The sequence below is a fragment of the Snodgrassella alvi genome, from assembly GCF_002777745.1.
Classification (GTDB): domain Bacteria; phylum Pseudomonadota; class Gammaproteobacteria; order Burkholderiales; family Neisseriaceae; genus Snodgrassella; species Snodgrassella alvi_D.
In genome coordinates this window covers 1-22,756 of the sequence record NZ_MEIO01000031.1, presented here as the reverse complement: position 1 = coordinate 22,756, position 22,756 = coordinate 1, and the positions used below count along the sequence as shown (strand labels likewise).

Annotated in this window: 37 protein-coding genes; 35 read left to right on the top strand and 2 right to left on the bottom strand. The window is 42.6% G+C overall.

Annotated elements, in window-relative coordinates:
* Nucleotides 1-6: 6 nt before the first annotated feature.
* Together BHC51_RS04805 and BHC51_RS04800 are read right to left on the bottom strand one after the other, a co-directional pair.
* Nucleotides 7-303 (bottom strand): hypothetical protein, encoded by a 297-nt coding sequence (locus tag BHC51_RS04805; protein WP_100153465.1) that lies wholly within the window; start codon nt 301-303, stop codon nt 7-9.
* 493 nt (nt 304-796) lie between these two features.
* Complete coding sequence (locus BHC51_RS04800) at nt 797-1,564, bottom strand: S24 family peptidase (protein ID WP_100153464.1); 768 nt, start codon at nt 1,562-1,564, stop codon at nt 797-799.
* Nucleotides 1,565-1,688: 124 nt separating this feature from the next.
* On the opposite strand from BHC51_RS04800, the gene BHC51_RS04795 reads away from it, so the two are divergent.
* The 35 genes from BHC51_RS04795 to BHC51_RS04620 form a co-directional block, all read left to right on the top strand.
* Nucleotides 1,689-1,913, top strand: a complete 225-nt coding sequence (locus BHC51_RS04795) for a Cro/CI family transcriptional regulator (RefSeq protein ID WP_100153463.1) — start codon at nt 1,689-1,691, stop codon at nt 1,911-1,913.
* On the top strand, nt 1,903-2,121 hold the full coding sequence (locus BHC51_RS04790) for a helix-turn-helix domain-containing protein (RefSeq protein ID WP_100153462.1): 219 nt from the start codon (nt 1,903-1,905) through the stop codon (nt 2,119-2,121). The genes BHC51_RS04795 and BHC51_RS04790 overlap by 11 nt, the downstream gene beginning before the upstream one ends.
* Before the next feature lie 9 nt (nt 2,122-2,130).
* The gene (locus tag BHC51_RS04785) at nt 2,131-2,931 is read left to right on the top strand and encodes a helix-turn-helix domain-containing protein (RefSeq protein WP_100153461.1); all 801 of its coding nucleotides are present in this window, start codon (nt 2,131-2,133) and stop codon (nt 2,929-2,931) included.
* Nucleotides 2,925-3,734 (top strand): ATP-binding protein, encoded by an 810-nt coding sequence (locus BHC51_RS04780; protein WP_100153460.1) that lies wholly within the window; start codon nt 2,925-2,927, stop codon nt 3,732-3,734. The genes BHC51_RS04785 and BHC51_RS04780 overlap by 7 nt, the downstream gene beginning before the upstream one ends.
* Nucleotides 3,727-3,996: a hypothetical protein gene (locus BHC51_RS04775; RefSeq protein ID WP_100153459.1), complete on the top strand. Its 270-nt coding sequence runs from the start codon at nt 3,727-3,729 to the stop codon at nt 3,994-3,996. The genes BHC51_RS04780 and BHC51_RS04775 overlap by 8 nt, the downstream gene beginning before the upstream one ends.
* A complete protein-coding gene (locus tag BHC51_RS04770) occupies nt 3,993-4,211 on the top strand; it encodes a hypothetical protein (RefSeq protein ID WP_100153458.1) in 219 nt (72 codons plus the stop codon). Before BHC51_RS04775 ends, BHC51_RS04770 begins: the two co-directional genes overlap by 4 nt.
* Nucleotides 4,208-4,510, top strand: coding sequence for a hypothetical protein (locus BHC51_RS04765; RefSeq protein WP_100153457.1), 303 nt, complete (start codon nt 4,208-4,210; stop codon nt 4,508-4,510). Before BHC51_RS04770 ends, BHC51_RS04765 begins: the two co-directional genes overlap by 4 nt.
* Nucleotides 4,507-4,791, top strand: a complete 285-nt coding sequence (locus tag BHC51_RS04760; protein WP_100153456.1) for a hypothetical protein — start codon at nt 4,507-4,509, stop codon at nt 4,789-4,791. The genes BHC51_RS04765 and BHC51_RS04760 overlap by 4 nt, the downstream gene beginning before the upstream one ends.
* Nucleotides 4,788-5,063 carry a hypothetical protein gene (locus tag BHC51_RS04755; RefSeq protein ID WP_100153455.1) on the top strand — a complete coding sequence of 92 codons (276 nt, stop codon included), beginning with the start codon at nt 4,788-4,790 and terminating at the stop codon, nt 5,061-5,063. The genes BHC51_RS04760 and BHC51_RS04755 overlap by 4 nt, the downstream gene beginning before the upstream one ends.
* Nucleotide 5,064: 1 nt before the next feature.
* Nucleotides 5,065-5,325 carry a hypothetical protein gene (locus tag BHC51_RS04750; RefSeq protein ID WP_100153454.1) on the top strand — a complete coding sequence of 87 codons (261 nt, stop codon included), beginning with the start codon at nt 5,065-5,067 and terminating at the stop codon, nt 5,323-5,325.
* Complete coding sequence (locus tag BHC51_RS04745; RefSeq protein WP_100114407.1) at nt 5,322-5,567, top strand: DUF3850 domain-containing protein; 246 nt, start codon at nt 5,322-5,324, stop codon at nt 5,565-5,567. Before BHC51_RS04750 ends, BHC51_RS04745 begins: the two co-directional genes overlap by 4 nt.
* A gap of 1 nt (nt 5,568) precedes the next feature.
* On the top strand, nt 5,569-6,132 hold the full coding sequence (locus BHC51_RS04740) for a recombination protein NinG (protein ID WP_100153453.1): 564 nt from the start codon (nt 5,569-5,571) through the stop codon (nt 6,130-6,132).
* A complete protein-coding gene (locus tag BHC51_RS04735) occupies nt 6,129-6,569 on the top strand; it encodes a recombination protein NinB (protein ID WP_218966376.1) in 441 nt (146 codons plus the stop codon). The genes BHC51_RS04740 and BHC51_RS04735 overlap by 4 nt, the downstream gene beginning before the upstream one ends.
* Nucleotides 6,548-6,958, top strand: a complete 411-nt coding sequence (locus BHC51_RS04730) for a hypothetical protein (RefSeq protein WP_100153452.1) — start codon at nt 6,548-6,550, stop codon at nt 6,956-6,958. Before BHC51_RS04735 ends, BHC51_RS04730 begins: the two co-directional genes overlap by 22 nt.
* 658 nt (nt 6,959-7,616) lie before the next feature.
* The gene (locus BHC51_RS04720) at nt 7,617-8,042 is read left to right on the top strand and encodes a hypothetical protein (protein WP_100153450.1); all 426 of its coding nucleotides are present in this window, start codon (nt 7,617-7,619) and stop codon (nt 8,040-8,042) included.
* Between the two features lie 106 nt (nt 8,043-8,148).
* Entirely contained in the window at nt 8,149-8,727 is a 579-nt protein-coding gene (locus BHC51_RS04715) for a terminase small subunit (RefSeq protein WP_218966375.1), read from the top strand.
* Entirely contained in the window at nt 8,702-9,976 is a 1,275-nt protein-coding gene (locus tag BHC51_RS04710) for a terminase large subunit domain-containing protein (RefSeq protein WP_100153449.1), read from the top strand. The genes BHC51_RS04715 and BHC51_RS04710 overlap by 26 nt, the downstream gene beginning before the upstream one ends.
* A gap of 9 nt (nt 9,977-9,985) precedes the next feature.
* Nucleotides 9,986-11,413 (top strand): DUF4055 domain-containing protein, encoded by a 1,428-nt coding sequence (locus tag BHC51_RS04705; RefSeq protein ID WP_100153448.1) that lies wholly within the window; start codon nt 9,986-9,988, stop codon nt 11,411-11,413.
* Nucleotides 11,364-12,317, top strand: coding sequence for a hypothetical protein (locus BHC51_RS04700; RefSeq protein ID WP_100153447.1), 954 nt, complete (start codon nt 11,364-11,366; stop codon nt 12,315-12,317). Before BHC51_RS04705 ends, BHC51_RS04700 begins: the two co-directional genes overlap by 50 nt.
* A 64-nt stretch (nt 12,318-12,381) precedes the next feature.
* On the top strand, nt 12,382-13,134 hold the full coding sequence (locus tag BHC51_RS04695) for a DUF6651 domain-containing protein (RefSeq protein ID WP_100153446.1): 753 nt from the start codon (nt 12,382-12,384) through the stop codon (nt 13,132-13,134).
* Between the two features lie 9 nt (nt 13,135-13,143).
* A complete protein-coding gene (locus BHC51_RS04690) occupies nt 13,144-14,124 on the top strand; it encodes a major capsid protein (RefSeq protein ID WP_100153445.1) in 981 nt (326 codons plus the stop codon).
* 11 nt (nt 14,125-14,135) lie between these two features.
* Nucleotides 14,136-14,513, top strand: a complete 378-nt coding sequence (locus tag BHC51_RS04685; RefSeq protein WP_100153444.1) for a hypothetical protein — start codon at nt 14,136-14,138, stop codon at nt 14,511-14,513.
* Nucleotides 14,494-14,904, top strand: a complete 411-nt coding sequence (locus BHC51_RS04680) for a DnaT-like ssDNA-binding protein (RefSeq protein ID WP_100153443.1) — start codon at nt 14,494-14,496, stop codon at nt 14,902-14,904. Before BHC51_RS04685 ends, BHC51_RS04680 begins: the two co-directional genes overlap by 20 nt.
* Nucleotide 14,905: 1 nt before the next feature.
* Entirely contained in the window at nt 14,906-15,262 is a 357-nt protein-coding gene (locus tag BHC51_RS04675; protein ID WP_100153442.1) for a hypothetical protein, read from the top strand.
* Nucleotides 15,259-15,717 (top strand): HK97 gp10 family phage protein, encoded by a 459-nt coding sequence (locus tag BHC51_RS12650; RefSeq protein WP_100153441.1) that lies wholly within the window; start codon nt 15,259-15,261, stop codon nt 15,715-15,717. The genes BHC51_RS04675 and BHC51_RS12650 overlap by 4 nt, the downstream gene beginning before the upstream one ends.
* Nucleotides 15,714-16,100 carry a phage tail terminator-like protein gene (locus BHC51_RS04665; RefSeq protein WP_100153440.1) on the top strand — a complete coding sequence of 129 codons (387 nt, stop codon included), beginning with the start codon at nt 15,714-15,716 and terminating at the stop codon, nt 16,098-16,100. Before BHC51_RS12650 ends, BHC51_RS04665 begins: the two co-directional genes overlap by 4 nt.
* A gap of 2 nt (nt 16,101-16,102) precedes the next feature.
* Nucleotides 16,103-16,615 (top strand): hypothetical protein, encoded by a 513-nt coding sequence (locus BHC51_RS04660; RefSeq protein WP_100153439.1) that lies wholly within the window; start codon nt 16,103-16,105, stop codon nt 16,613-16,615.
* Between the two features lie 44 nt (nt 16,616-16,659).
* Entirely contained in the window at nt 16,660-17,037 is a 378-nt protein-coding gene (locus BHC51_RS04655; protein ID WP_143558772.1) for a hypothetical protein, read from the top strand.
* An 11-nt stretch (nt 17,038-17,048) separates the two neighbouring features.
* On the top strand, nt 17,049-17,264 hold the full coding sequence (locus BHC51_RS04650) for a hypothetical protein (protein WP_143558771.1): 216 nt from the start codon (nt 17,049-17,051) through the stop codon (nt 17,262-17,264).
* 2 nt (nt 17,265-17,266) lie between these two features.
* Entirely contained in the window at nt 17,267-17,515 is a 249-nt protein-coding gene (locus BHC51_RS04645; RefSeq protein WP_100153436.1) for a hypothetical protein, read from the top strand.
* Between the two features lie 2 nt (nt 17,516-17,517).
* Nucleotides 17,518-18,099: a hypothetical protein gene (locus tag BHC51_RS04640; protein WP_100153435.1), complete on the top strand. Its 582-nt coding sequence runs from the start codon at nt 17,518-17,520 to the stop codon at nt 18,097-18,099.
* Nucleotides 18,100-18,101: 2 nt separating this feature from the next.
* Nucleotides 18,102-20,237: a hypothetical protein gene (locus BHC51_RS04635; protein ID WP_100153434.1), complete on the top strand. Its 2,136-nt coding sequence runs from the start codon at nt 18,102-18,104 to the stop codon at nt 20,235-20,237.
* Nucleotide 20,238: 1 nt separating this feature from the next.
* On the top strand, nt 20,239-21,738 hold the full coding sequence (locus BHC51_RS04630; protein WP_100153433.1) for a hypothetical protein: 1,500 nt from the start codon (nt 20,239-20,241) through the stop codon (nt 21,736-21,738).
* A 2-nt stretch (nt 21,739-21,740) separates the two neighbouring features.
* Nucleotides 21,741-22,301 (top strand): hypothetical protein, encoded by a 561-nt coding sequence (locus tag BHC51_RS04625; RefSeq protein WP_100153432.1) that lies wholly within the window; start codon nt 21,741-21,743, stop codon nt 22,299-22,301.
* Between the two features lie 3 nt (nt 22,302-22,304).
* The coding region (locus tag BHC51_RS04620) for a hypothetical protein (RefSeq protein ID WP_143558743.1) at nt 22,305-22,756 on the top strand (452 nt) is incomplete at its 3' end.

The following is a 22,756-nucleotide window of genomic DNA, read 5'->3' as shown; positions in this document are numbered from 1 at the left end:
TGATGACTAATCTCTATTAGCTTCTAGCCACTCTTGTGCAACGCGTTCTAGTGCTGCAACTATCTTGTCCCATAGTTTGTAATCAACTATATCCTCCAAAGACTCAATAGGTTCTGTGCTTATATCTAATTCAATAGCATTACTATCGAGGACGGAAACTATCTCATCCCATATTGGGAATTTAACGATACTCTCTAAATATTCAATGCATTCTGTGCTTTGCATTAAATTAACTTCCATATCGATGGCGTCTGCATAAGCAGAATCTATATCCCATTGCACATCTGGTGAAGTTACCCACATTGAAGTCTCCAGTTAGTAAGATGTTATTGGTAATAGATAAATTAAAGACACACTGATTTGTGTCGTTAGTTACCTACAGCCATCAAGCTCAAAAACTAAAGCCCACTCGTTAGAATGGGCTGCGATTTTTAAACTCGTTTATTACTTGTCTCAGATTTTTCAGCATCTTATTTAAAGAACAATGAACAATCCATTGTCGCTATCAACTTATGCAGCGTGGCAACCTAGCCTGTACCTCCTTTTGCTGCGTTTCCCCAGTTCTTTTTCATACTGAGGTCATCGGTGTCTGTGTTTGTTCGATGGGTTTATATTACTAGCGGTAATTAAATATATCAATACCGCAGGTAATAAATATTTAGTTAATTTTATTAAAATGTTGATATTTATGGATTTATTTTTTTAATGCTTGGGAATTTTATTATTTAAACGCAACAAAAAAGCCACCCCCGAAGTTGTGGCTTGGTATTTATAATAAAAATATTACTAAATAAGTTCAATGGGTATATCTAATTACCGTCCATGTAAAGACATGTCCAAGAATTTCCATTTCTTCTAAGTATGCGGTTTCGTCTTTTCTAGAGGGGTTGAAGCTATGGATGTTGATCGTATTATCTTTGTTCCATGATAATTGCTTTATGCGGAGAACATCGTAATGCCTGAATGCATAAATTTCATTATTTATTATTCTTTTCCCGTCTAAGTTGACGCCCACAATAGCACCATCTGGCAGTACCGGCTCCATTGAATCCCCCTTAACTGTCATGCAAACTGCCTTGTGTGGGGGGATTCCACATTTCCTCAATGCACTACGTGGAAATACAATTTTAAATTCATTATAGTCGGTGCAATCATATGACCCATCTCCGGCAGCAAGATGGATATTTTTATAATAACTGACAAGTACGTGTTCATTATCAGGTAGAGGATCATCATCGTCCCACAAAAGGTAATTCCCTTTAGTGCCGACATCACTGGCAAAATCTCTTGGAAATAGCGTTTGTATTTTTTTTGCTAAACGAGGACTGAAATCTGAAACGGGAACTTGAAGAATTTTCGCGAATTGTGAAGCAGCTTCATAATTGAGTGCATTTATCCCGTTTAGATAGTGGTTTACGGCGCCTTGGCTAATCTCCATTAGATTGCCAACTTTCAATTGATTTAAATTCAATTCTTTTTTCTTTGCCTTGTAAATTTCATTTAGTTTTTTAGCTTCGAGTAACTCCTCAGGCGTTAGAGGGCGTTTTTTCATAGATTTAGTCATAAGTTCACCATTGAATTTTAAGAATTATTACCGTTAGTTTTCGAAAAAAACAACTACCGCCGGTATTGACAATAATAATTACAAGCGGTAGTAATATGTTTAAAACTTCTTACTCAGGTGTTAAATGAAAAAAATGACTTTATCGGATTATGTAAGAAACAATGGACAGCGCAAAACTGCCAAGGAGCTTGGATTAACTCAGGGCGCTATAAGCAAGGCGCTAAAAAGTGGAAGAAATATCTTTATTCACACCAGCCATTCTGGAAAGGTGCAAGCAGTTGAAACTCGCCCATTCCCTCTCCCTCTTAATAGCAGGCGCCAGAGAAAGGATACCCACGATGACAACTAAAACAACTCAGACAATTCAGATTCTTGAATATCTCAAAGCTGGCAATTCAATAACGCCATTAGATGCCTTGCGTAAGTTTGGCTGTATGCGACTGGGCGCGAGAATTTATGACCTAAAACAAGATGGGTATGTAATTAATACACGGATGGTGAAAGATGAAAAATCAGGGGCACGTTACGCGCGTTACTCACTGGTTAGTCTAGGTTAGAGGTGCAATATGAGCGTTAAATTAATGGCTAAAGCTTGGGAAATGGACTTATCACAAGGCGAAAAGCTGGTGTTATTAGCACTATGCGACCACGCCAATGATGATGGTGTTTGTTATCCAAGCCAAGAATATTTGGCTCAAAAATGCAGCATGAGCCCACGGTCTTTAATAGGCCAGATTAACAAACTAAAACAGCATGGGATTTTAACTGCTGAGCGCAGGCAAAAAGGTGGTGAACGGCTGGCGAATTTATACATTATCGACTTAGATAATTTTAGCCAATGTGCAAAATCTGCACATGCAAAATCTGCACCTACCAATGTGCAAATTACCGCAAAGTTACCTGCAAATTTTGCACCTTCCTTTAAAGAAGAACCATCAAAGAACCATCAATTAGAACCATCAATAATAGGCACAGGGGTTGCTGACGCACCCACTGAGCCATCGGGGCAAGTGAAAAAATCCAAACAAGCGAACCCTGACAATGTTGCTTGCTGGAGAGCTTACGCAAAAGCCTATCGCGACCGTTACGGGGTGCTACCAGCTGCTAATCCAAAAACCAGAGGGCAGGTTGCAACACTGGTGCGATACGTTGGCAAGGAGGTTGCGCCATCACTGGCTGAATATTTTCTATCGCACAATGGTAGCTGGTTTGTGCAGTGCAGACATGAATTTGGTTGCTTACTCAAGGCCTATCAGCAGGTGTTGACTGATATGCAGAGGGGGGAGCAGATGACGCAAATCAATGCAGTTAAGCCAAGCGTTAAAGACGTGCCTGTTCACACTGAGGGAGGAAGATTGTCATGGTAAGCGGATTGACATCGGTAGGCAGCATGTTTGCCAACCACCCACAGTTTGTGGTTGCCGGACAAAGCACAGCCACATGCAGCACACATGGCGAATACCAGCAAACGAAATATCAATCTGGTCGCGTTACCAAATGCCCAGAGTGCGAACGTGAACGCGAACAACAACGCATTGCAGACGAAAAAGCGGCGCAGTTACGAGAAACTGCCGAACGCAAAAGCAAACTGATTGACGAGCTAATCGGCAATTCAGGCATTCCAAAACGCTTTCTTGGCAAAACGCTGAAAAGCTATCAGGTGAGCTGCAAAGAGCAACAGGATGTAATTAACGATGCCAAGGCTTTTTTGATTGAATTTAACAGCCCTCAGGGGCATTCTGGGCGCTGTATGACAATGCTTGGCAATACTGGTACAGGAAAGACTCACATCGCCAGCGCGATAGCTTTATGCGTCATTAAACACTATGGCGGTACAGCGCGTTTTACCAGCGTTTCAGAAATTAACAGGCTGGTTAGAGAATCGAAGAGCTACAACGCTAAATACACTGAAACAGAAATCATTACAGCATTTGGAAATTATGACCTGCTGATTATTGATGAGGTTGGCATTCAATCGGGAACCGATGCAGAAAGTCGCGCGTTATTCGATGTCGTTAATACTCGCTATCAGAACATGAAGCCGACAATTTTCATAAGCAATCTAAATATAAACCAGCTTAAAGAGGCATTAGGTGAGCGTCTCTTTGACAGGCTAAAAGAGGGTGGCGGCTTAATTCTTGGTTTTAACTGGGGGTCGTATCGTGGATAACTTAAAAATAGCTTTCTTTGCGTGGGTATTTCTATGGGCGGACACGCTAAAAGCAATATTTACGCCTATTGGGGATAGGAGCACAACCTTTAAAGAATTTATAGAAGATAACGGCGTATTCGCTCCTGTTCTCTTGGTGTTTATGCTGTTTTGCCCATTTTTGGTAATTCCAATTATTTGGCACGGGATGAAGAAAAATAAAAATAAAAAGGCTATAAGGGCATTCATTCGGGATGTTGAGAAGCGCAGAGGTAAAAAATGAAAATTAAATATATCAAAGCGGCGGCGCATGCGTGGTTGTTTTCTATGCCTAAGAGCATGTTAAACGACATTAGGGCTGCGGCAAAAATTTTCCATACCGCATTCGGATATTTAGCCTCATTTTTAACTACTTTGCTGCTATGGATTTTCCCAATTCCTATCATTCTTATTGGGGCTAAAGCTTTAGAAGATTTGGACAAGGAGGGTAAGAGATGAATATTGATCTATTTGGTACGTCTGAAAAAATCGAGCACTTCATATCTATTGGGGATTATCAGATAGCTCAATGGGTAGCGTTAGTTCAAAGTGCATATTTTGCCGGAATAGCTGAGGCATGTAAGGAATTCAAAGATATCGTTACTGACGATCCAAACATTGAAGAATTTAAAAAAAGAATCATAGAACTCTCTAATCCGCTCGCCGAAGTCAATCTTAAACGTATCGTTACTGAAAAGTATTTAAAGGAAATCGCAGCGGTGCTTGATGGTAAGAACCCAAAGCGGGTGGTTATATGAACACCTGTATAGCTTGTTGTCATTGGATGCTGAAACGAAAAAATAATAAAGGCGAATGTGTTGCCGATGAGATGACAAGGAAAGGCGGCTGGGGCTGGTGTCGGTTTGATGAGATATGGAGATATTTCCCTTATTGCAGGGAATGCCCAAAAGGCAAATTTGAGCCCGTAGAAGACGAATTGAGAAAGGCGCGGGAAGAGTGGGTAGCTAGGAAAGATGCAGAACACAAAAAACGCTGCCAAGAACTTATGCGGATGGAAAGACAGGAGATAAACAAATGAATGAGATTGAGACTGAAATGGACATTGATCTGGTGGCTAGTAAAGAACAAGCAGGGGCATGCCGAAATTTATGGGTAATGGTTATTACTTACGCACTTAGAGACGCGCGCGAAAGAATAGCCAACACAAAAGCTAAAAATCTCGAATGGGCGGTACGTCAGGAGATGGATTATTTCACAAGTCGAGATTTTGAAGCGGTATGCCGATTTGCTGATTTTGAAATTGATCTAGATACGATTGAGAACGGGTTGCGGACATTACGGAGATGGTGAAATGGATATTGTTATGGATATTGTTATGGATTTACTTATTGGGGTTGGTGGATTGGCTCTTGTCTTTATCGGCTTTGCATATGTGTTCGCTAAAATTTCCCGATTAGTGTGTTGGTTTTTTATCAAAAGAAGCTGTTTTAGATACCAGCATAAAAAAGATGGCGAAACAAAGTATTACAAAATCATTGAAACAGATTTTGATACCTATACAAAGATGGTAATCGATTACGAAAATAAATTTAGCAATAGGAAAGAAAAATGATACACAGGCTGAAAATACTTCCAGAATATTTTGAAGCGGTTAAGCAAAAAGTAAAGAGAGCTGAATTTCGGAAGAACGATAGAGATTTTAAGGTAGGAGACCAGCTCTTATTGGAAGAGTATGACAAAACAAATAACCAATACACAGGAAGATTTATTCTTGTTCGCATAACGCATGTTACTGATCTGGCTGATTGGGCTGCTGGCTATGTCATGTTAAGCATAGACTGGGAGGATAATTAAAATGGCGAAACGCAAATGCCGCTGGTGTGGCGCAGAGTTTGAAAAGCACCGGGCATTACAGATTGTTTGCAGCTCAGCTTGCGCTATAGCCTTGAATAAGCAAAAACGAGAGATTGCCAACAAAAAAGCACAGGCGGCTGCAAAACGGCAGGAAAGGGCGGTTATAAAAGCCCGTAAGCACGCATTAGAAACGCTACCGCAGCTTACGAAGCGTGCACAGGCGGCATTTAATGCTTTTATCAGATTAAGGGACAAACACCAGCCTTGCATTAGCTGCGGTAAGCCCTTGCCAGATGCCCCTAATGGCTATGATGCAGGGCATTATCGTTCGGTAGGCTCAGCACCTAATCTACGCTTTAATGAAGATAACTGCCATGGTCAATGTAAGCGTTGCAACAATTATTTAAGTGGCAATCATGTTAACTATCGTATCAGTCTGCTTGAGCGTATTGGATTGGAGGCTGTAGAAGCACTAGAGTCTGATAACGCGCCACGCCACTATACAAAAGACGATTTACGCCAGATAGAAAGGCTATACAAAGAAAAAAGGCGGGCATTGCTATGACTGAAAAATTCAAACGCAGAATTAACAAAAAAAATAAACGGGATGTAATGACGCTGGCTTGGGATTTTTCTGGTGAATTGCTGAATGCTCACGATGAAATTTTTATTGAAGTGCGAAGCATTACCCGATCAGATGATCAGAATGCAAAGCTGCATGCCATGCTGGGAGATATTGCTAAACAGAAGCCTTTCAATGGCAAAAAACTGAGTATTGAGCAGTGGAAGATGATTTTTGTAAGTGGTCATCGAATCGCCACAGGAGGGCAGGCGGAGATGGCAATAGGGCTTGAGGGAGAGATTATAAATCTGAGGGAATCAACTGCGCAGATGGGGGTTAAGCGCATGGCTAGTCTGATTGAATATATAACAGCATGGGGAGCTGAAAATGATGTTAAGTTCACTGATAGGAGGGACTTATGTTATCAAAATGTAGCATAGATGCTGCTGAAGACGTTTTAAAAGCATATGAGCGGGCGATGAGGGATATTGTAAGGCAAGGGCATTGCAGAAGCATTGAATGGAAATATAAAAGCGGTATTGACAAGAGTAAAACGGCATTTGTATTGCGCTATCCGCCAGAAGTGCTGGACATGGTCAAAATCGCTTTAGCTAAAATGACTACTAATAATAGAGAAGCATTTGCTATTCTAAGAGTTCAGTATGCTTATATAAGCCCATATTTTAAACGTTCTGGGCGTGCGGTAATTCAAAAAAATCAACGCGCCCGTAAAAACAGTAGTACGTGGTATAGAGATGTCGAAAGGGCGTTGATAGTTTTTTGGGATTATTTACAACATGACCAAAATTTTAATAAATATTTTAAGTAACAACTTGATAAAAATGGATATCTTAAATATAATGCTAATATACAGTATAGGTATGCTTCCCTTGTAAAAGCACCGTTAATTTGCCTTTCTTTTATTGGCAGCTTTGTTATGTCCTAAAGAAAGGCATTAACATCTTTCTCCTTTTTTTGTTTATCTTTTTTATCATGCTATTTTTTACCCGCCTGCTCCTTGGCGGGTTTTTTATTTGGGTATTTTAGAGCAGAAAGGTTAGGTATGGATCTATGTGCTTTTTTAGAACAAAATCCTGACGGTCTGTACTATTGGGTTGAATTGCTTGATTTTGGGTGTCCTGTAGTCCCTTTTGATGCCACGATGGACGAGCTTTACAGGGTATGTGTGCATTATTACGCATTAGTTCCTAGAAAAAAAGTTATTCAATCCGTAAAAAGATGGCTCAACAAGTGCCCGATCCAAAATATTAAATTGAAGTTAATCTATTCCGATTTGGATAATAAGAATGCCCCCGATGAGAGAGGGTTTTGTTGTATTGAAATGGGTATAAAAACAGCATATTAATTTTAGCATTATTCACAACCAGCCTATATGGCTGGTTTTTTATTAGGGTTTATGAAGTGGTTAGTTAATATTCAGCGGATTAGTTAAATGCTAGTCCGCTTTTTTATTTGGAGATTATTGTATGACTAAGCGCGTAGATTTTCAGCAGGTTTGTTTACAATCTTTAGACGCTCTTGAAGCAAAAGCTAAAGAGGATGAGTGCAAAGAAATTATTGATGCCATAACACGGCTGGCTGGCGATATAGAGGCTGCTACTAATGGCAGCTTAAAAGCGTTTCTTGTAATCCCTGTTAATTCTGAAAAATTTTGGGTTATATTAAAAAATTTAGAAACAGGCCGACAGGAAACATTAGCGGAATTTACACTAGAACATGGAGGCTATCCCGTGCACATCGCATATCCGGAATTGGATGACCGTACTGTCGCTTATCATTACCTATATAGAAACTACGCATCAGATGAAGCTAAGCTGGAGAAGGCTTTAAGAGATCTACTTAGAGCTTCTGGCACAGCAAAAATTATATACACTTTAAAGAATGGACAATGAATAGTTAATGGTGATTAATATGATTGATGGTAACGACTATAACTAATTCTGTATTGAATTAAGACAAGCTCACGTATGCACGTGGGCTTTTTTATTGGAGTTCGCTATGACGGATAAAGACAACTCCGCCATGGGAGGATTAACTGACAAGCAGCAACGTTTTGTTGAAGAGTACCTGATTGATTTTAACGCCACGCAGGCAGCAATAAGGGCTGGATATAGCCAAAAAACAGCAGGTTCAGTTGGGCATGAAAACTTGAGAAAACCTGAAATTGTGGCGGCACTTAACAAAGCAAAGCAGGATCGATGTGAGCGTACTCAAATTGATGCTGATTATGTCTTGAGCAGACTGGTAGAGATTGACCAGATGGATGTTGCAGACATTCTTAATGCTGATGGTTCTGTATTGCCTATCAGTCAATGGCCTAAGGTATGGAGAATCACATTAAGCGGTATGGATGTGCTTACGATGATGGACAAGGAAGATGGCCAAAGCATTCTTAAAAAGATTAAGTGGCCTGACAAGGTTAAAAATCTTGAGCTGTTAGGTAAGCATGTGACTGTTCGGGCATTTAATGACAAGCCGGCGGTAGTAATGGAGCAGCAAGAGCCTACGCCTGTGCAGATTGTAGTTAAGGCAGTTGATGCGAGGGTGAGTGATGGTGACGATCAGTCCAGTACTTAATACACCGCAGGCAAGATTCTTTAATCTGGATAAAAAATTTAGAGCGTTTGTAGCTGGATTTGGTAGCGGTAAAACATGGGTAGGTAGTTCTGCCATGTGTGGACGTTTTTGGCGATTCCCAAAAGTCAATCAAGGTTACTTCGCACCAACTTACCCGCAGATCAGGGATATCTTTTTCCCGACGATTGAGGAGGTGGCTTTTAATTGGGGGTTAAAGGCTGAACTCAGGGAAAGTAATAAAGAAGTTCATTTTTACGAGGGAAAAATTTATCGCGGCACCACGATCTGTCGTTCTATGGACAAGCCGGCAACCATTATTGGATTTAAGATTGGTCATGCTTTAGTTGACGAGTTGGACACACTGACAAAAGAAAAGGCACGTGCAGTATGGCGCAAAGTAATTGGCCGCCTGCGTTATAACATTCCCGGCTTGATAAATGGTGTGGATGTTGCCACTACTCCAGAGGGTTTTCGTTTTGTTTATGAGCAGTTCGTTAAGGCTGTGCGCGAAAGCCCTGCACTTGGTGCCTTGTATGGGTTGGTACAGGCAAGTACTTATGATAATGCTGCCAATCTGCCACCTGATTATATTTCTTCGCTATTTGCTAGCTACCCCCCAGAATTAATCAAGGCATATCTAAATGGTCAGTTTGTCAATCTGGCTGCTGGAACAGTTTACAACTGCTTTGATAGAGAGGCTAACAGCACGATAGCAGAAATGCGCGCAGGTGAGCGTTTGCACATTGGTATGGACTTCAATGTACTAAAAATGGCTGCGGTAGTTTATGTGCTTCGCAATGGCATTCCATACGCTGTAGATGAGTTGGTAGATGTCCGAGATACGCCATCAATGTGCGCGTTGATTAAAGAGCGATATCCAGATCATCAGATAGATATTTATCCTGACGCCAGCGGGCAGAACACCAGCAGCAAAGACTGGTCAAAATCTGATTTATCGATAATCAGAAATGCTGGGTTTTCGGTTAATGTAGGCAGTACCAACCCAGCAGTTAAAGATCGTATTAATGCGACTAATGCTATGTTGCTGAACGGCAATAACGAGCGCCGCATGTTTATTAACCCATACAAATGCCCACGCTTTACCGAGGCGTTAGAACAGCAGGCATACGACAAAAACGGCACCCCAGATAAATCAAGTGGCATTGATCATATTATCGATGCTGGCACCTACCCGATTGTTAAGCTATTCCCAATTAACAGGCCGACATATGGGCGGCGTGACCTTTGAGTGTAAGTTATGAGTAATGACCCAAGTATTAAATCAAATGCAGTTGCCCAGATGCACGCCAGAAACAAGAAAATAGACGCGCTGCTTGGCGGAACAGAGGCTATGCGCAAAGCTGGCAAAAGCTTTTTGCCACAGGAAGATGCAGAAAGCGACCAAAAATACGCGCGTCGCTTAAATATGTCAGTTCTGTATCCGGCCTATGAGCAGACGGTAAGCCAGATGGTGGGTCGAACTTTTGCCAAGCCCTTGATCGTTGAAAAGGTTGCTGATGGTTTAAAAGACTATCTGTCTAACATTGACTTGAGGGATAACGATATTGATGGCTTTTGTTCAAAGTGGTTTTATGATGCTATGGCGCACGGCTCAAGTTATGTGATAGTTGATTTCCCAATAGCGGGTGATAATCGAAGTATTGACGATGATAAGCGGCTTGGTTTACGGCCTTATTTTTCTCATGTGCCTTTTAGCTGCGTTTTGGGCTGGCGTAGTGAAAGGAGGGGGAATGTGGAGGTATGCACTCAATTTCGTTATCGGTCCGTAGTAATTGTGCCCGATGGCACGTTTGGCGAAAAGCAGATAGAGCAGGTGACAGTAATGACTCCGGGCTATGTAGTTGTTTATCGTCAGAACGAGGATGGCTGGTATGAGCATTCAACGGACGAGCAAAGGATAGATGGGGAATTGCTTGATTGCGTGCCGGTAGTGGCCTTTACGCCCGAAAGAACAGGATTTTTTGAAGGTAAGCCAGTTCTGGAAAATCTGGCCGATTTAAATATTCGCCATTGGCAGGCGAGAAGTGATCAGGATTATTTGGTACATTTTATCAGCATGCCGTTAATGTTTTATCTCGGTGAAAGCGAGATTGAAAAGATTGTAGCCGGCACGGGCACAATGCTGCGACTGGCGCCCGGCGAACAGATGGGCTTTATAGAGCATAGTGGTCGCGCAGTAGAGGCGGGGTGGGCAGGGCTTGATCGGATTGAAGCAGATATGAAAGTGGCTGGGGCTAAGTTGTTGACCCGCACCAAACTGGCTATGACTGATTCGCAAGCAAAAGAAGAGCAAAGCAAGGAAGTAAGTTTGCTGCGCCATTATGCTAATCTGTTTGAAAGCGCGATAGATGCTGCATTAAAGCTTATGTCTATGTGGCAAAGCAGCAAAGAACCTAGCCACGTGGAAATCAGCGGTAATCTAGAATCTGATGACACTGTAGAGGGCATGAATGTTGTTATGACCCTAAATACAAATGACATAATCAGCAACCAGACTACCTTTGAAGAGGCTAAACGTCGCGGTGTTATCTCCAGTCAGGCAAGTTGGGAAGAAGAAGTGGAGCGGCTGGAGAATGAGCAAGCAGCTATAACGCCGCCACTAATGGATTTTAGCGATGACAAGCGATCAGCAGATAGCAAACAATCTAATAACGCGCCAGCTTGATGTAATCCGCGTTGAGATAGGGCTTGAGAATGAAATGTTGGCGCAGCTTGAGCAATTACAATGGGATATTGAAGCAAAACTGGCTGGTGTTGATTTAACTGCCCTGACTAAAACGCAGTTAAGCGAGCTGCTGAAACAGGTAGAAGAAGCAATTGATAACTGCTATGGCGCGTATGCGAATAATATGAAGCAGACTGTAAGTGATTTAGGCATAGATGAGGCCAGTTATTTACCATCAATGCTTTTAGCCGCATTGGGCGCTGAGGCTGTTGTTAAAAGCTTATCTGATACACAACTCGCACATCAGATAGACGATGTATTGCTCGGTGGTTTAACGGTAAATGAAACGTTTGCAGCGCAAAAAACACAGCTATTTAACGCGATTAAGCGCCAGATAAGAACAAGTGCAATAGATGGGACCGCGCCTGATCTGGCTGGTGTTTTTAAGAAAGCTACAAACTGGATTAAGGCCACGGTACCAACAGCAACCAGCGCCATAAGAAATCAGATTATTTATGCTTTTGGGCGTATTAATAAGCTGGTTAAGGCATGGCGGCATGTTTCAGTTATAGATAACCGTACCACGACTATGTGCTTGAAACGTAACGGGCTGTTATGGAACAAGGATAAACAACCAATCAGGCACGAGCTTACTTTTAAAATTCCGCCATTACATAACAGATGCCGCAGTATTTTGGTATTGGTAATAGATTTACTGACGGAGTTTGACGGGATGACGGCCGAGGATTGGGTAAATTCCCGCACATTGGCGCAGTTACAGAAGCAGTTCGGTAACGGAATCGGCAGAATGCTGAAAACAGGGGAAATTGGCGTTGATGACATCGTTAAAAATGGAGGATTACAAGCCATGACCCTTACCGAGCTGAGGCAAAAGTATCAATAGTAGTTATTCATTTAAACCAATATGACCGCTGGAGCGGTCTTTTTTTACGCAAACAGGAGACAAAATGCCTTTACAGTTGAAACTTGATGCGGCTGGCCACGTTGTTGTAAACGATGGCAAGCCGGTATATGTAAATGATGATGGAAAAGAAATCGCCTATGACGTCAATCAGGCCAGCCAAAAGATTAAAGACCTGTGCAATGAATCCAAAACACACAGAGAAGCTTTCCAGGCGGCAGAGGCGAAATTAAAGACTTTTACTGGCATTGATGATCCGGAAGAGGCGCGCAAGGCTATCAATATGTGCAAGAACCTTGACGATAAAAAGCTGATTGATGCCGGTGAGGTAGCTCGCATCAAGGAGGAAGTGGCCAAAGCGGCAAATGCTCAAGTCGTAGAAGCACAGGCGAGAGCAGAAGGGCTGGAAAAACAGCTTTATGAGGAAAAAATTGGCGGGCGTTTCGCGCGCTCACAATTTATTAAAGACAATCTGATTATCCCTGCGGATATTGCGCAGTCTTATTTTGGACGTCATTTCACTATGAATGAAAAGGGTGAAATTATTGCAAAAGACGTCGCTGGTAATGATATTTATAGCCAGTTAAAACCGGGGTCGCTTGCTGATTTTGATGAGGCTCTGGAAATGCTGGTAGGTAGCTACCCAAACAAGGACACTATTTTCCGCAGCAATCAGGCAACAGGTGGCGGAACAACTCCTGTTAATGCGGGCAAGCAACCTGTACCTGCTTCCTATGCTGATTGCAAAACAGAGGAAGAACGTCGTTTATTTATTCAAAGCAAAGCTGCATCAAATTAAGGAGGTTTTATGCCATTCGATCTAACAGTTTTTAATAAAGAAACCTATACCACCATGGTTGAAACGGTGGCGCAGGATATTGATAAGTTTAATCAAGCCTCAGGAGGAACAATTACTCTGATTAATCGGCCATCTCGCGGCGATCAGGATGTTTACTCCAAATTTCAGGGTATAAGTGATCTCGTTCGTCGACGAAATGTATATGGAGATGGGGCAGTTGCGTCCGTACGCTTAACGCAAACACTTGAGAATAGTGTTAAGGTGGCAGCAGGCACGCCGCCAGTTGAATATGAGCCGGCTCAATATGCATGGATTAAGCAAAATCCGACAGATGCGGCTATAGCACTCGGGACGCAACTGGGTAAAGGTCGTATGGCCGATATGCTGAATACGGGTATTATGTGCGCAGTGGCAGCGATTAAAAATAATCCGAAAGCTACACGCAGTGGCTATGCAAGACCAGACACGATGGTTAACGCTGCTGCTCTGTTTGGTGATCGCAGTTCGGCCATTAAGGCATGGGTTATGCATTCAGCCTGTTCTACCGACTTGCTGAACTATGCCTTGAACAATGACCATAGATTATTTGCATATGACACTGTGAATATTACCCAAGACCCTGCTGGGCGCCTGTTCATTATTACCGATTCTCCATATCTGGTTAAGTATTCAGATCCTGCTAAACCTGACGCATCGTCTCTGGATGGCTATTTCACCCTTGGCTTAACTGAAGACGGGATCGTAGTAAGTGATAACGATGATTATAATTCCGCAATAGTGGATATTACTGGTAAAGAAAATCTCCACGTACAGCAGCAAGCAGAATGGTCATATAACGTAGCGGTGAAAGGTTATCGATGGGACATGGCTAAAGGCGGCGCATCTCCAACCAATCTCGCCTTAGCTACCGGCACAAATTGGACTCAAGTGCCAGAAAGCGTTAAAAACACCGCTGGTGTACTGGCAATAATGAGCCCAACTTATATTTAAAGGAGGAATATATGGCAAAAAAATTGTATTTTCTGGCTAAATTAACGCCAGATAAGGTTAAAGAAGCTGAGGATCAGGGCTATTGTGTTCGTGATGCAAGTATGTACCGCCCAGGAGATTCTATTGAGAATTGTGATGAAGCTGCCGGCGATGTACCCGAGGCTTACAAGCAATTTGTTAAGCAGAAAGATTCTGGTGCTGCTGACGATAAGGAAGAGGACGGAAACGGCAGCCCTAAAACGGTTAAGGAATATCAGGAAGCTTTAGTGCAGATGGGAGTAGAGTTTCCGCCCACAGCAAGAAAAGCTGAGCTGGAGGCTTTATATAATCAGCACAAGCAACCCGATCCCCTGAATTTAGGTGATCATCATGATCATAGTGCCGCGTGATAGCTATGTAAGTGTAGAGCAGGCAGATGCTTATCATGCCATTAGGTCATCCAAGGATGTATGGGAAGAACTGGAAACCAGCCAAAAGGAAATGCGGCTGGTTTCTGCTTCTGATTATGTCGATGCATGCTATCAACTACGCCAAAACTTGAATCGGAAGATGCGAGCGGGCGAAGTTGGGATCATTGAACCAGTGTACAAAGCTGTGTGTGAGCTGGCGTTGAGAACAGGCCTTTTTGACAATGATGAGCAAAAGCGCAAGTCTGTAAAAGTGGGAGAGATTTCTGTTACCTATGCGGGTAATGGAGGGTCACGCTTCGAATATATTGATGCATTACTGTTGCCCTATACGGCAGGGACATTTGCTCAAATACCGATAATCAGGGGGTAATATGGCTTTTGATTATGAGGAGCTGAAAAATGTTGCAGCAGGGTTGCTTAAAGAGTTTGGGAAAATTATTGAAATAAAGCGAACTAGTGAGAAGCGGTATGACCCGACAACTGGCAGTAATGAATCAGTAATTGATATATACCGTGGTTATGGTTGCACATTTAATTACAGCACTAAGGAAATAGATGGCACACGCATCCAAATGGGGGATTTGGTGATATTGCTGGAAAGCTTAAGCACCATACCCTTAATTGGTGATGTTGTGCTGGTAAATAATGTTGAGATGCGTGTAATTAATGTTGAGTGTATACAGCCCGCAGGTATTGCTGTGCTTTATAAATTGCAGGCTCGGCAATGAATCCATTTACGGCCAAAATGGAGGAATTGCTAAATAAGGCGCACGCTAAGGCTGATTCAATTGTTTCTGAATCAGTACTTGAGTTACAGCAGCAGATTATTGAAGCCACGCCTGTGGATACAGGACAAGCTAAATCTAACTGGTTTATTGAGACGGATCAATGCAGCGGTAGAACAACCACAGACAAAGAGCAGGGCAACATAGCAGAAGCTAAACAGTTGCTTGCTCGGCTGCCTAGTGGCAAATCTCGGCCTGCATATTATTACTTGTTTAATAATTTACCGTATATCCGCGTGCTTGAGTATGGGCTATACCCAAATCCACCTAAAAACCCAACCGGCAAAACAGTAAACGGCTATTCCACACAGGCGCCACAAGGTTTTTTTCGCCTTTCAGTTGCCGGATGGCAGCAGATAGTAGGGCGTGTTGCCGCAGCCAGAAAAGATAATATATGACTACATTTAATCAGATTAGTAATGCGCTGGAAAAACGCTTAGCCGCACTACCGAATGCCCCACCGATTTTTTATGATAACCAAGCCCCAGCCACTCCACCGGCAGGGGATTTTTTTATAGCTAGTAATCTGCCTAGACCATCCGTTATAGATACACTCAATGCCACTGAAATTCATAGTGGCATTTTTAGTATCAATATTTACACACCAGCAGGGACTGGCAGGGCTATGGCAGAAAAATATGCAGATGAGCTGCATATTTTTTTCTTTAACCGACGTTTTGACGGGTTACTTACATCAACGGTCAGTCGTGCACAAGGGCTCGTTACCCCTACGCACTACATGATTAATGTGAGTATCAGTTATCGAACAATTACGGAGTAGATATGGCTACATTAGCACGTGAGATTCCGACAGATGGCTTAACAACCATTGTTTATTTTTTTAATTCTGCAAAAAATGAATATGGAGATGGTATTCAGCTTTGCGGTCATGACAATCTTGATTTTAAAGATGGCAAAACAGATGAAATCGACACAACAGATTTATGTCAGGCAGCAACAGGGCATAAATCATCTAGGGCAGGCGCAAAAGAAAATGGCACGCTGTCTATCAATATGAAGCGTTTCGATCCACGACAGCCTGCTTTAGCGGCTTATATGAACGCACCAATTAACAGTAAGCTTAAGATACGAGTTGTTTATAACGACCCAGAGGCTGAAGATGCTGATGTGTGTACTTATTACTGCCAAAAGAAAGTTAATCCGGGCTGGGCAAGCAAGATAGGGCAAATTTTGGAAGGGTCATTAGAGGTAGCGACTGTTTCCGACCCTGTCTGGTCGGTAGAAAAACTTAAACCTGCCGCCTTTACGGCAGGCAACGATTCGAAAACTAAATGATTTTAAAGCCACATAAATTGTGGCTTCTTTTTTTGGAGATAAATATGACTAACCCAACAAAAAACATTAAATCTGGAAAAAACATTACACCTGACTGGAATGCTTTGATGCAACCAGCATATCAAGAAGTAGATATTGCTGGTGTAGGCACTATCCGCACTAAAATAGAGATGAGCGGAAAAGATTTGCTTGACTATCAGGAGCATATTTCGCAAACAGAAAAAGACGGCATGGTCGCCCTTATATCCCTAGCTGCTTTTAGGGTGCAGCGCATGGTGGTTAATGAAAATGGAGAGCCTGTTTTTGGTTCTATTGAGGATGTTTTGAAACTTCCTGCTGATGTAATTTCGAAAATTTCTGAGCTCTTTGATAAAACCAATAATGCGCTTGACGAACAAGTTAATGAGGCCGCAAAAAAATAATGCAGCAGCCCATGCGAAAAATACTTTTAGTTTTATCGCGTGAGCTGCATAGACCATTATTTGAAGTGATGACATGGCCAGAAAACGAGATTATCAATCAGATTGCATATAATTTGACACAAAATGAAGATTGGCAAAAGGAATATGAGCGCCAGCGAATTGCCAGTCTTCCGATGAAAGAACGTGTCGCGATGGCTAAGGCAATGATGTCAGGTTCAGGAGAATAGCTATGGGATGTTGTGGCAAAAAGCCATCGACCGGCATTTTTGCAAGAGCTAGAGATACGATTGATGAGATTGCCGCAAATTATCAGGAACGTTTGAAAATTTGCGGCAATTGTACAAATTTAAAGCGATTTCATGAAATTGTCCCGCTTGGTACGCCGGCCACAAAACTGGATAAATGTGGCAAATGCGGATGTTTTGTCGCAGCCAAAGCGGTTTTGTTTAATCAGAAATGTCCAGATAGAAAGTGGTAGATATGTTTACATTTTGGTTAGACCCTGAAATGACATCGGAAGCAACCAGTCCTTACCCTATTCTCTACAATGGCACGGGGTCGGTTGATGTGGTTTTGTATTATGGTAGCAATGATCCGCAGGAGACGATTGTTTCACTGACGGATGCGCCTATTACGTTGACGCCGATTAGCATGCTAGAAAAGTGGACACCAGCAAAGTATTACAAGCTGGGAGATATTATTGAACCTACCGTCTCAAATGGGTTGATGTACAAGTGCGCAGAACCCGGAACAAGTGGCGATGGTGAACCAGATTGGGGTACAGGTCGTGTTGGCAGTGCGGTTAATTCTGGTACGGCGCAGTTTATCAATTATGGGGCAAAGTTTGTGCCAAGCGATGTACGTCTTGCATTAAGCAGATCAGGGCTTGATGAAGCGGAGTCAGGGGCAGGCATTAGCTTAGGGCAAAGTATGCGCGGCGGGGCTCCAATTGCGGTTTATTTACGTATAACGAATCGCTTCATTGATGTGCGCAGCGATAGCACTGATCCCTGTATTTTTATTGGTACAAACAAGGTGCGTTTGAGTAAAAAGGCAGCTTAGCTATGTTTGGTAATTCAGTTCTTGGTGGTGCGGTATTAGCAACAGACGATGCATCTGTTGCTGATAATACGCCTGTTTTATTGCTGGGGTTGGCGCAATCGGTAGAATCGCGTGAAGAAACAGGTGTTTTGCTGGCGTTATCGCAATCTGTTATCAGTGAACGTGAATTAGAAATCGGGCTGCCACTGGCGCAGACTGTGAACTATGAAGTAGATGCCATGCTGTTAGGGTTGGCGCAAACTGTTACGGGTGCCATCTCTTTTGCGCCAATGCATGGTTCGCAGTCCATCGGCCTTAATCAGGAAGACTATGCGATTAGGGTGTATATCAATGGTGATGAGATTGACCCATGCAAATTAATGCGCAGCTGTGAAATCACTTATACCGAAGAGGAGTCGGCCAAGGCTACGCTATATCTGAAAGAGGAATGCGGACAAGTAGATATGTATCTCTACTATAACCAGCCGATAACCATTTACGCACAAACCAGCAAGCATATTTATCCACTGTTTAGCGGCATCGTTGATACTCCTGATATTGATTTCATGAAATATACAAGGGTTTTAACGGCAAATAATGATCGTAGCAATGCCATCGAAAAACTTGGCAAGGATGTTGTAAGAAAAATAGGCTATTGGTGCGAAAGTGTATTTGGAGATGTTGCAAACTACGATACATTAAATGCTGAGCTGACAGATCGTCTAAGTACGATTCCTGCAAGTTTTGATTTTGACGCACGAGGGCAAGCGTTGCTGACGAGCTGGCAGCCCAAAGCAAAGCCGGACTGGGTGCTAACAAGCTGCGATTGCTATAACAAACAGATCAGTTTCAAACTGGGCGGGGCTACCTCCCTAGTTAATCAGGTTGAGATTGAAGTACACCACCAGTATGACCGCCTGTTTCATCGTGAGAATTATTTCAGCTATGTTTATTGCGGCTTTCAAACAGATATTGATTATGTTTTAAATGTCAGCCATGAGGGACCACCTCCTAAATACGATGATGTATTTAGCGCAGCTAATGGCAGTGGGTGGCTAGTTGGCAATTTCCGCACAAAGGGAACGCCGCCTAGCGGCTGGTATGGCACAATTTATTTTGATGCGGCCGATTATGAGTACCAGTACGAACCAACCGGCGATAAAGACGCTAACGGCAACCCTATTGTAAACGTTGTGCAGGTAGCGAAAACAACAGCTAAGGGTGATTTGTATGCCATGCGCGCGAGCTGGACGGCTATGCGCCGCTGGAAGCAGGCAGTTGATGAAAAGTACCCGCTAGTTATCAGCAATACCCCATCTATCCAGCTGCATGGCGTAAAAAAGGAACGGCTAAGCTATACAATCAAGCAGGATGCAGAAAAAAGTAAGCTGGCGAAAAACTGGGGCAACGAAAAGAAATATTTTCATCCTACGGGGGAGAAGCAAAGTAACGGCGACTATACAATTAATATTGATAACGTGATTCCAGATGAATATGCTCGGGCGATGGAGGTTATTTATCAGATTGCCTATACTAAAATTTTAGAATCGCACCGGCATAATGAACTTGCGTTAAGCATAAAATTTACACCTCAGATTAGCCTTGATAATACGGTTTATGTTGATATCGACAGGTTTGCTGGCAAGGTTAAAGTTAAAAGTTATACGCATAAGTTTGATTTTATGACCTTGCTAGGAGAAACCGAATTTGTCGGCTCTACTTATGTTAATCCGCTAAGCAGGGAAAATCGCCTAACTCCTCCGCCTAATCCACCAGCTCGTCCTAAATTACCTCTTGCTAAATATGATGCTGAGATTTATTTGAATGATTATGTTGTCCCTTATGGAACTCAGATTATTGAGAATGATCCCAATGCTGATAAAAACCCTGATGAAATTAAAGACAAGCCAGAAGAGGGTAACAGTATTTCGATAACCGATAAGCGGACATTTGAGCTGTACAAATGTCAGGGTTATGTGCGTATTGAAACAGGCTTCTTTTACTATGGTAAAAAAGTTAAACGCGGCTATGCTTTCAGGGTAGAAACAGCAGATATAGAAGAAGCAAGTACTAATACGGCAGAAATAGAGGCAAACAAAACCACGATTGAAGTAGTTGTGCCAAATGAAGAGATCAAGGTAACAATGAGGTGTTATTAAAATGAGTAGTAGACAGCTTCAGGCAAATCTTAAAAAGATTCTAGGGTTGACGCATAGGTACGAAAAGCCCGCAGAGCGACCGCGTGTATTGGGCGGCTCTTCGGTTGCAAAGATGCCAGCATCAGAAAAGGCGCCTGACGCCTGCGTGTCTTTGGCAGACATGCTGTCATTTAACGCTTCTGGACTGCCGCAGTCTAAAACTGGTCGTGTTGTCGATGGATTGTTTGATGCAAACACTGGCCGGCAGGTGCGCGTATTTCTCGATCCTAGTGCAGTAATTTGTGAGGACAGCGATGTAAAACGTTTCAGTGATTACATATGGTACAAACTACAGCTTAAAGACAACCATGAAGCTGTCTTAATGGGTACAGGGCTTCCAGGGGATCTAAATTTTGATCCAGTAGTATGGTGGGTGGTGCTGGATGTGTTAGATATACGGCATACATCTGGGGATGTTATGCAAATTAACCCCAAACGGATAGGCGTCGATACACTTAAGGATGTGGTTTATAAAATACTGAAAACAAAACCATTAAATGCCAAAGCATTTTTTACAACCATACCGATAAAAGAAGACCTGCTAACAGCGGACCGTGATGAGTACAAAAAAGCAGTTAAACAGATTTTTGATTTCATATGTACCTATGTCAACGAAAGCAGCAAATACAATCGTTACACATGGCTGGCTTTATACGCTGCATATCAGCAAACAAACAGCCTAGTAGTTGAAGATAGGAATTTTACTAAACTGAAGAATCTGGTTTACGCTGCCGAAAAATACGCCGGCAAACAAATTCCCAAAGATGGAGAGATGGTTTATACATGGAAAACACCGACAAAACCGTTTATATACGCTTCCGTTGAGAATTGGTCATTAGAGGCAAAAAAGGCTTACTGGGGTTTGCCTGCGGATAACTTCAAATTGTACGAATCCCGTTGGAAATTTGCCGATGATTTAGTGAGCGGTGCCAGCCTGATTAAAGATTATGCACTGCAAAACGCAGGGGTGGCCGCTGATGAGGAACTGGATACAGGCAATGTCGCCAATATGAAATATGGTGACCACTTCATACACTCATTTGACTATGAGGAAACCGGTGCCAAACAGTACTTTAATCAGGACGTAACCTTTTATTATCGGAACAAATACGATGAAGATGGAAAAGAAACGGGCGAAGATAAAAATATACCTTTCGTAACGTTATCCGACAAAGGCGTGACCCGATTATGGAGCGTCGACATCTTTCCGGACAGCGCCATTATTGACCTGAGATTTGACCCATCAACAGGTAAGTTTTTACCGCTTCACCCTGTTGATCAAACTCTATTGCCTGATAACCTAAAAAATCTCAGTGGATTGAACATGCAGGATATTGACGGCAATCAATATGATATCACGATAACAGAAGCAGGCTTCAGGCTTCATAGTACCTTACTTAACAAGGCATGGATAATTAGATATGGCGATTATGCTTTGGTTGAAGAAGATAATAGGTGGTAAAAATGAGATACTATAAAAACAACTTTAGTACCAGTCTGCTTGAAGAACTGGTACTAAATAAAAAAGATACCAAACTAACCCTTGATGAAAAATCCACAGAATTACTTTTACAGAGCATACCAAATAGCCGTGGCCAGCATTACATGCGGCTGACGCTGCAAAGTGCCGATGCGGCTGAATACGAACTGATAGATGTCTATAACCGGTATGGGGAAGACCTGATAATCTGCCGTGCTGGCATGGAAGAGACGCCGCCAGCCTCATGGCCGGCAGGGACGCGCATTTTATGCGCACCTACAGCGCAGAGCTTTCATAACAGCCAAATAACCTATATCAACGACAGATTCGAGATTGCTAACAGGAATACCCTGATTATAGACGCACGTAACGGTAAGACACAGATATTACTACCAATAGATGATGTGGACGGTGAAACAAAGGAATGGTACCCCGTCGTTTTCACACATATGCATGATGGCGATGAAATGTTACTGGAATTAAGAGGCATTGACAGCGCAGACCAATTGCCCGCTTTTATAAACGCAACGCTATTGAAAGGCTGAAAGATGGGTATGTTATTAAAAGTTTATAAGCATAACGGCTGGTGTTATGTCCGGTCACTGGGCAACATCTCACCCCATCCGGTTGCATCTTTTCCTTTTGGGCGTGCCCAGTACCAGAATAGTACAGCATGGCAAGACAAAATTACCGGCCGCTATGTCATGCCAACAAATACAGAAATGAGAGAGACATTTAACCCAATACATGGCAGCGATGAGGGCTTATTAGTGAATAGCTATAAAACAGCTACAAACAAGCCAGGCAGCCTCGCACGAACCAGTTCTCAAGAATCAATTCTGTATGGGAATGCGCTGACTATCCGCATCAAGCCGGGGCAATTTGCCGGCTTCCCATTGATTTTATGCGTGCTGTACGGTGAGAAAGGAGACAATGGTAACGATGAATTGCTGATTGTGGCCGTACAGGATTTACAGATTGTCACATACTATCGTAAGCG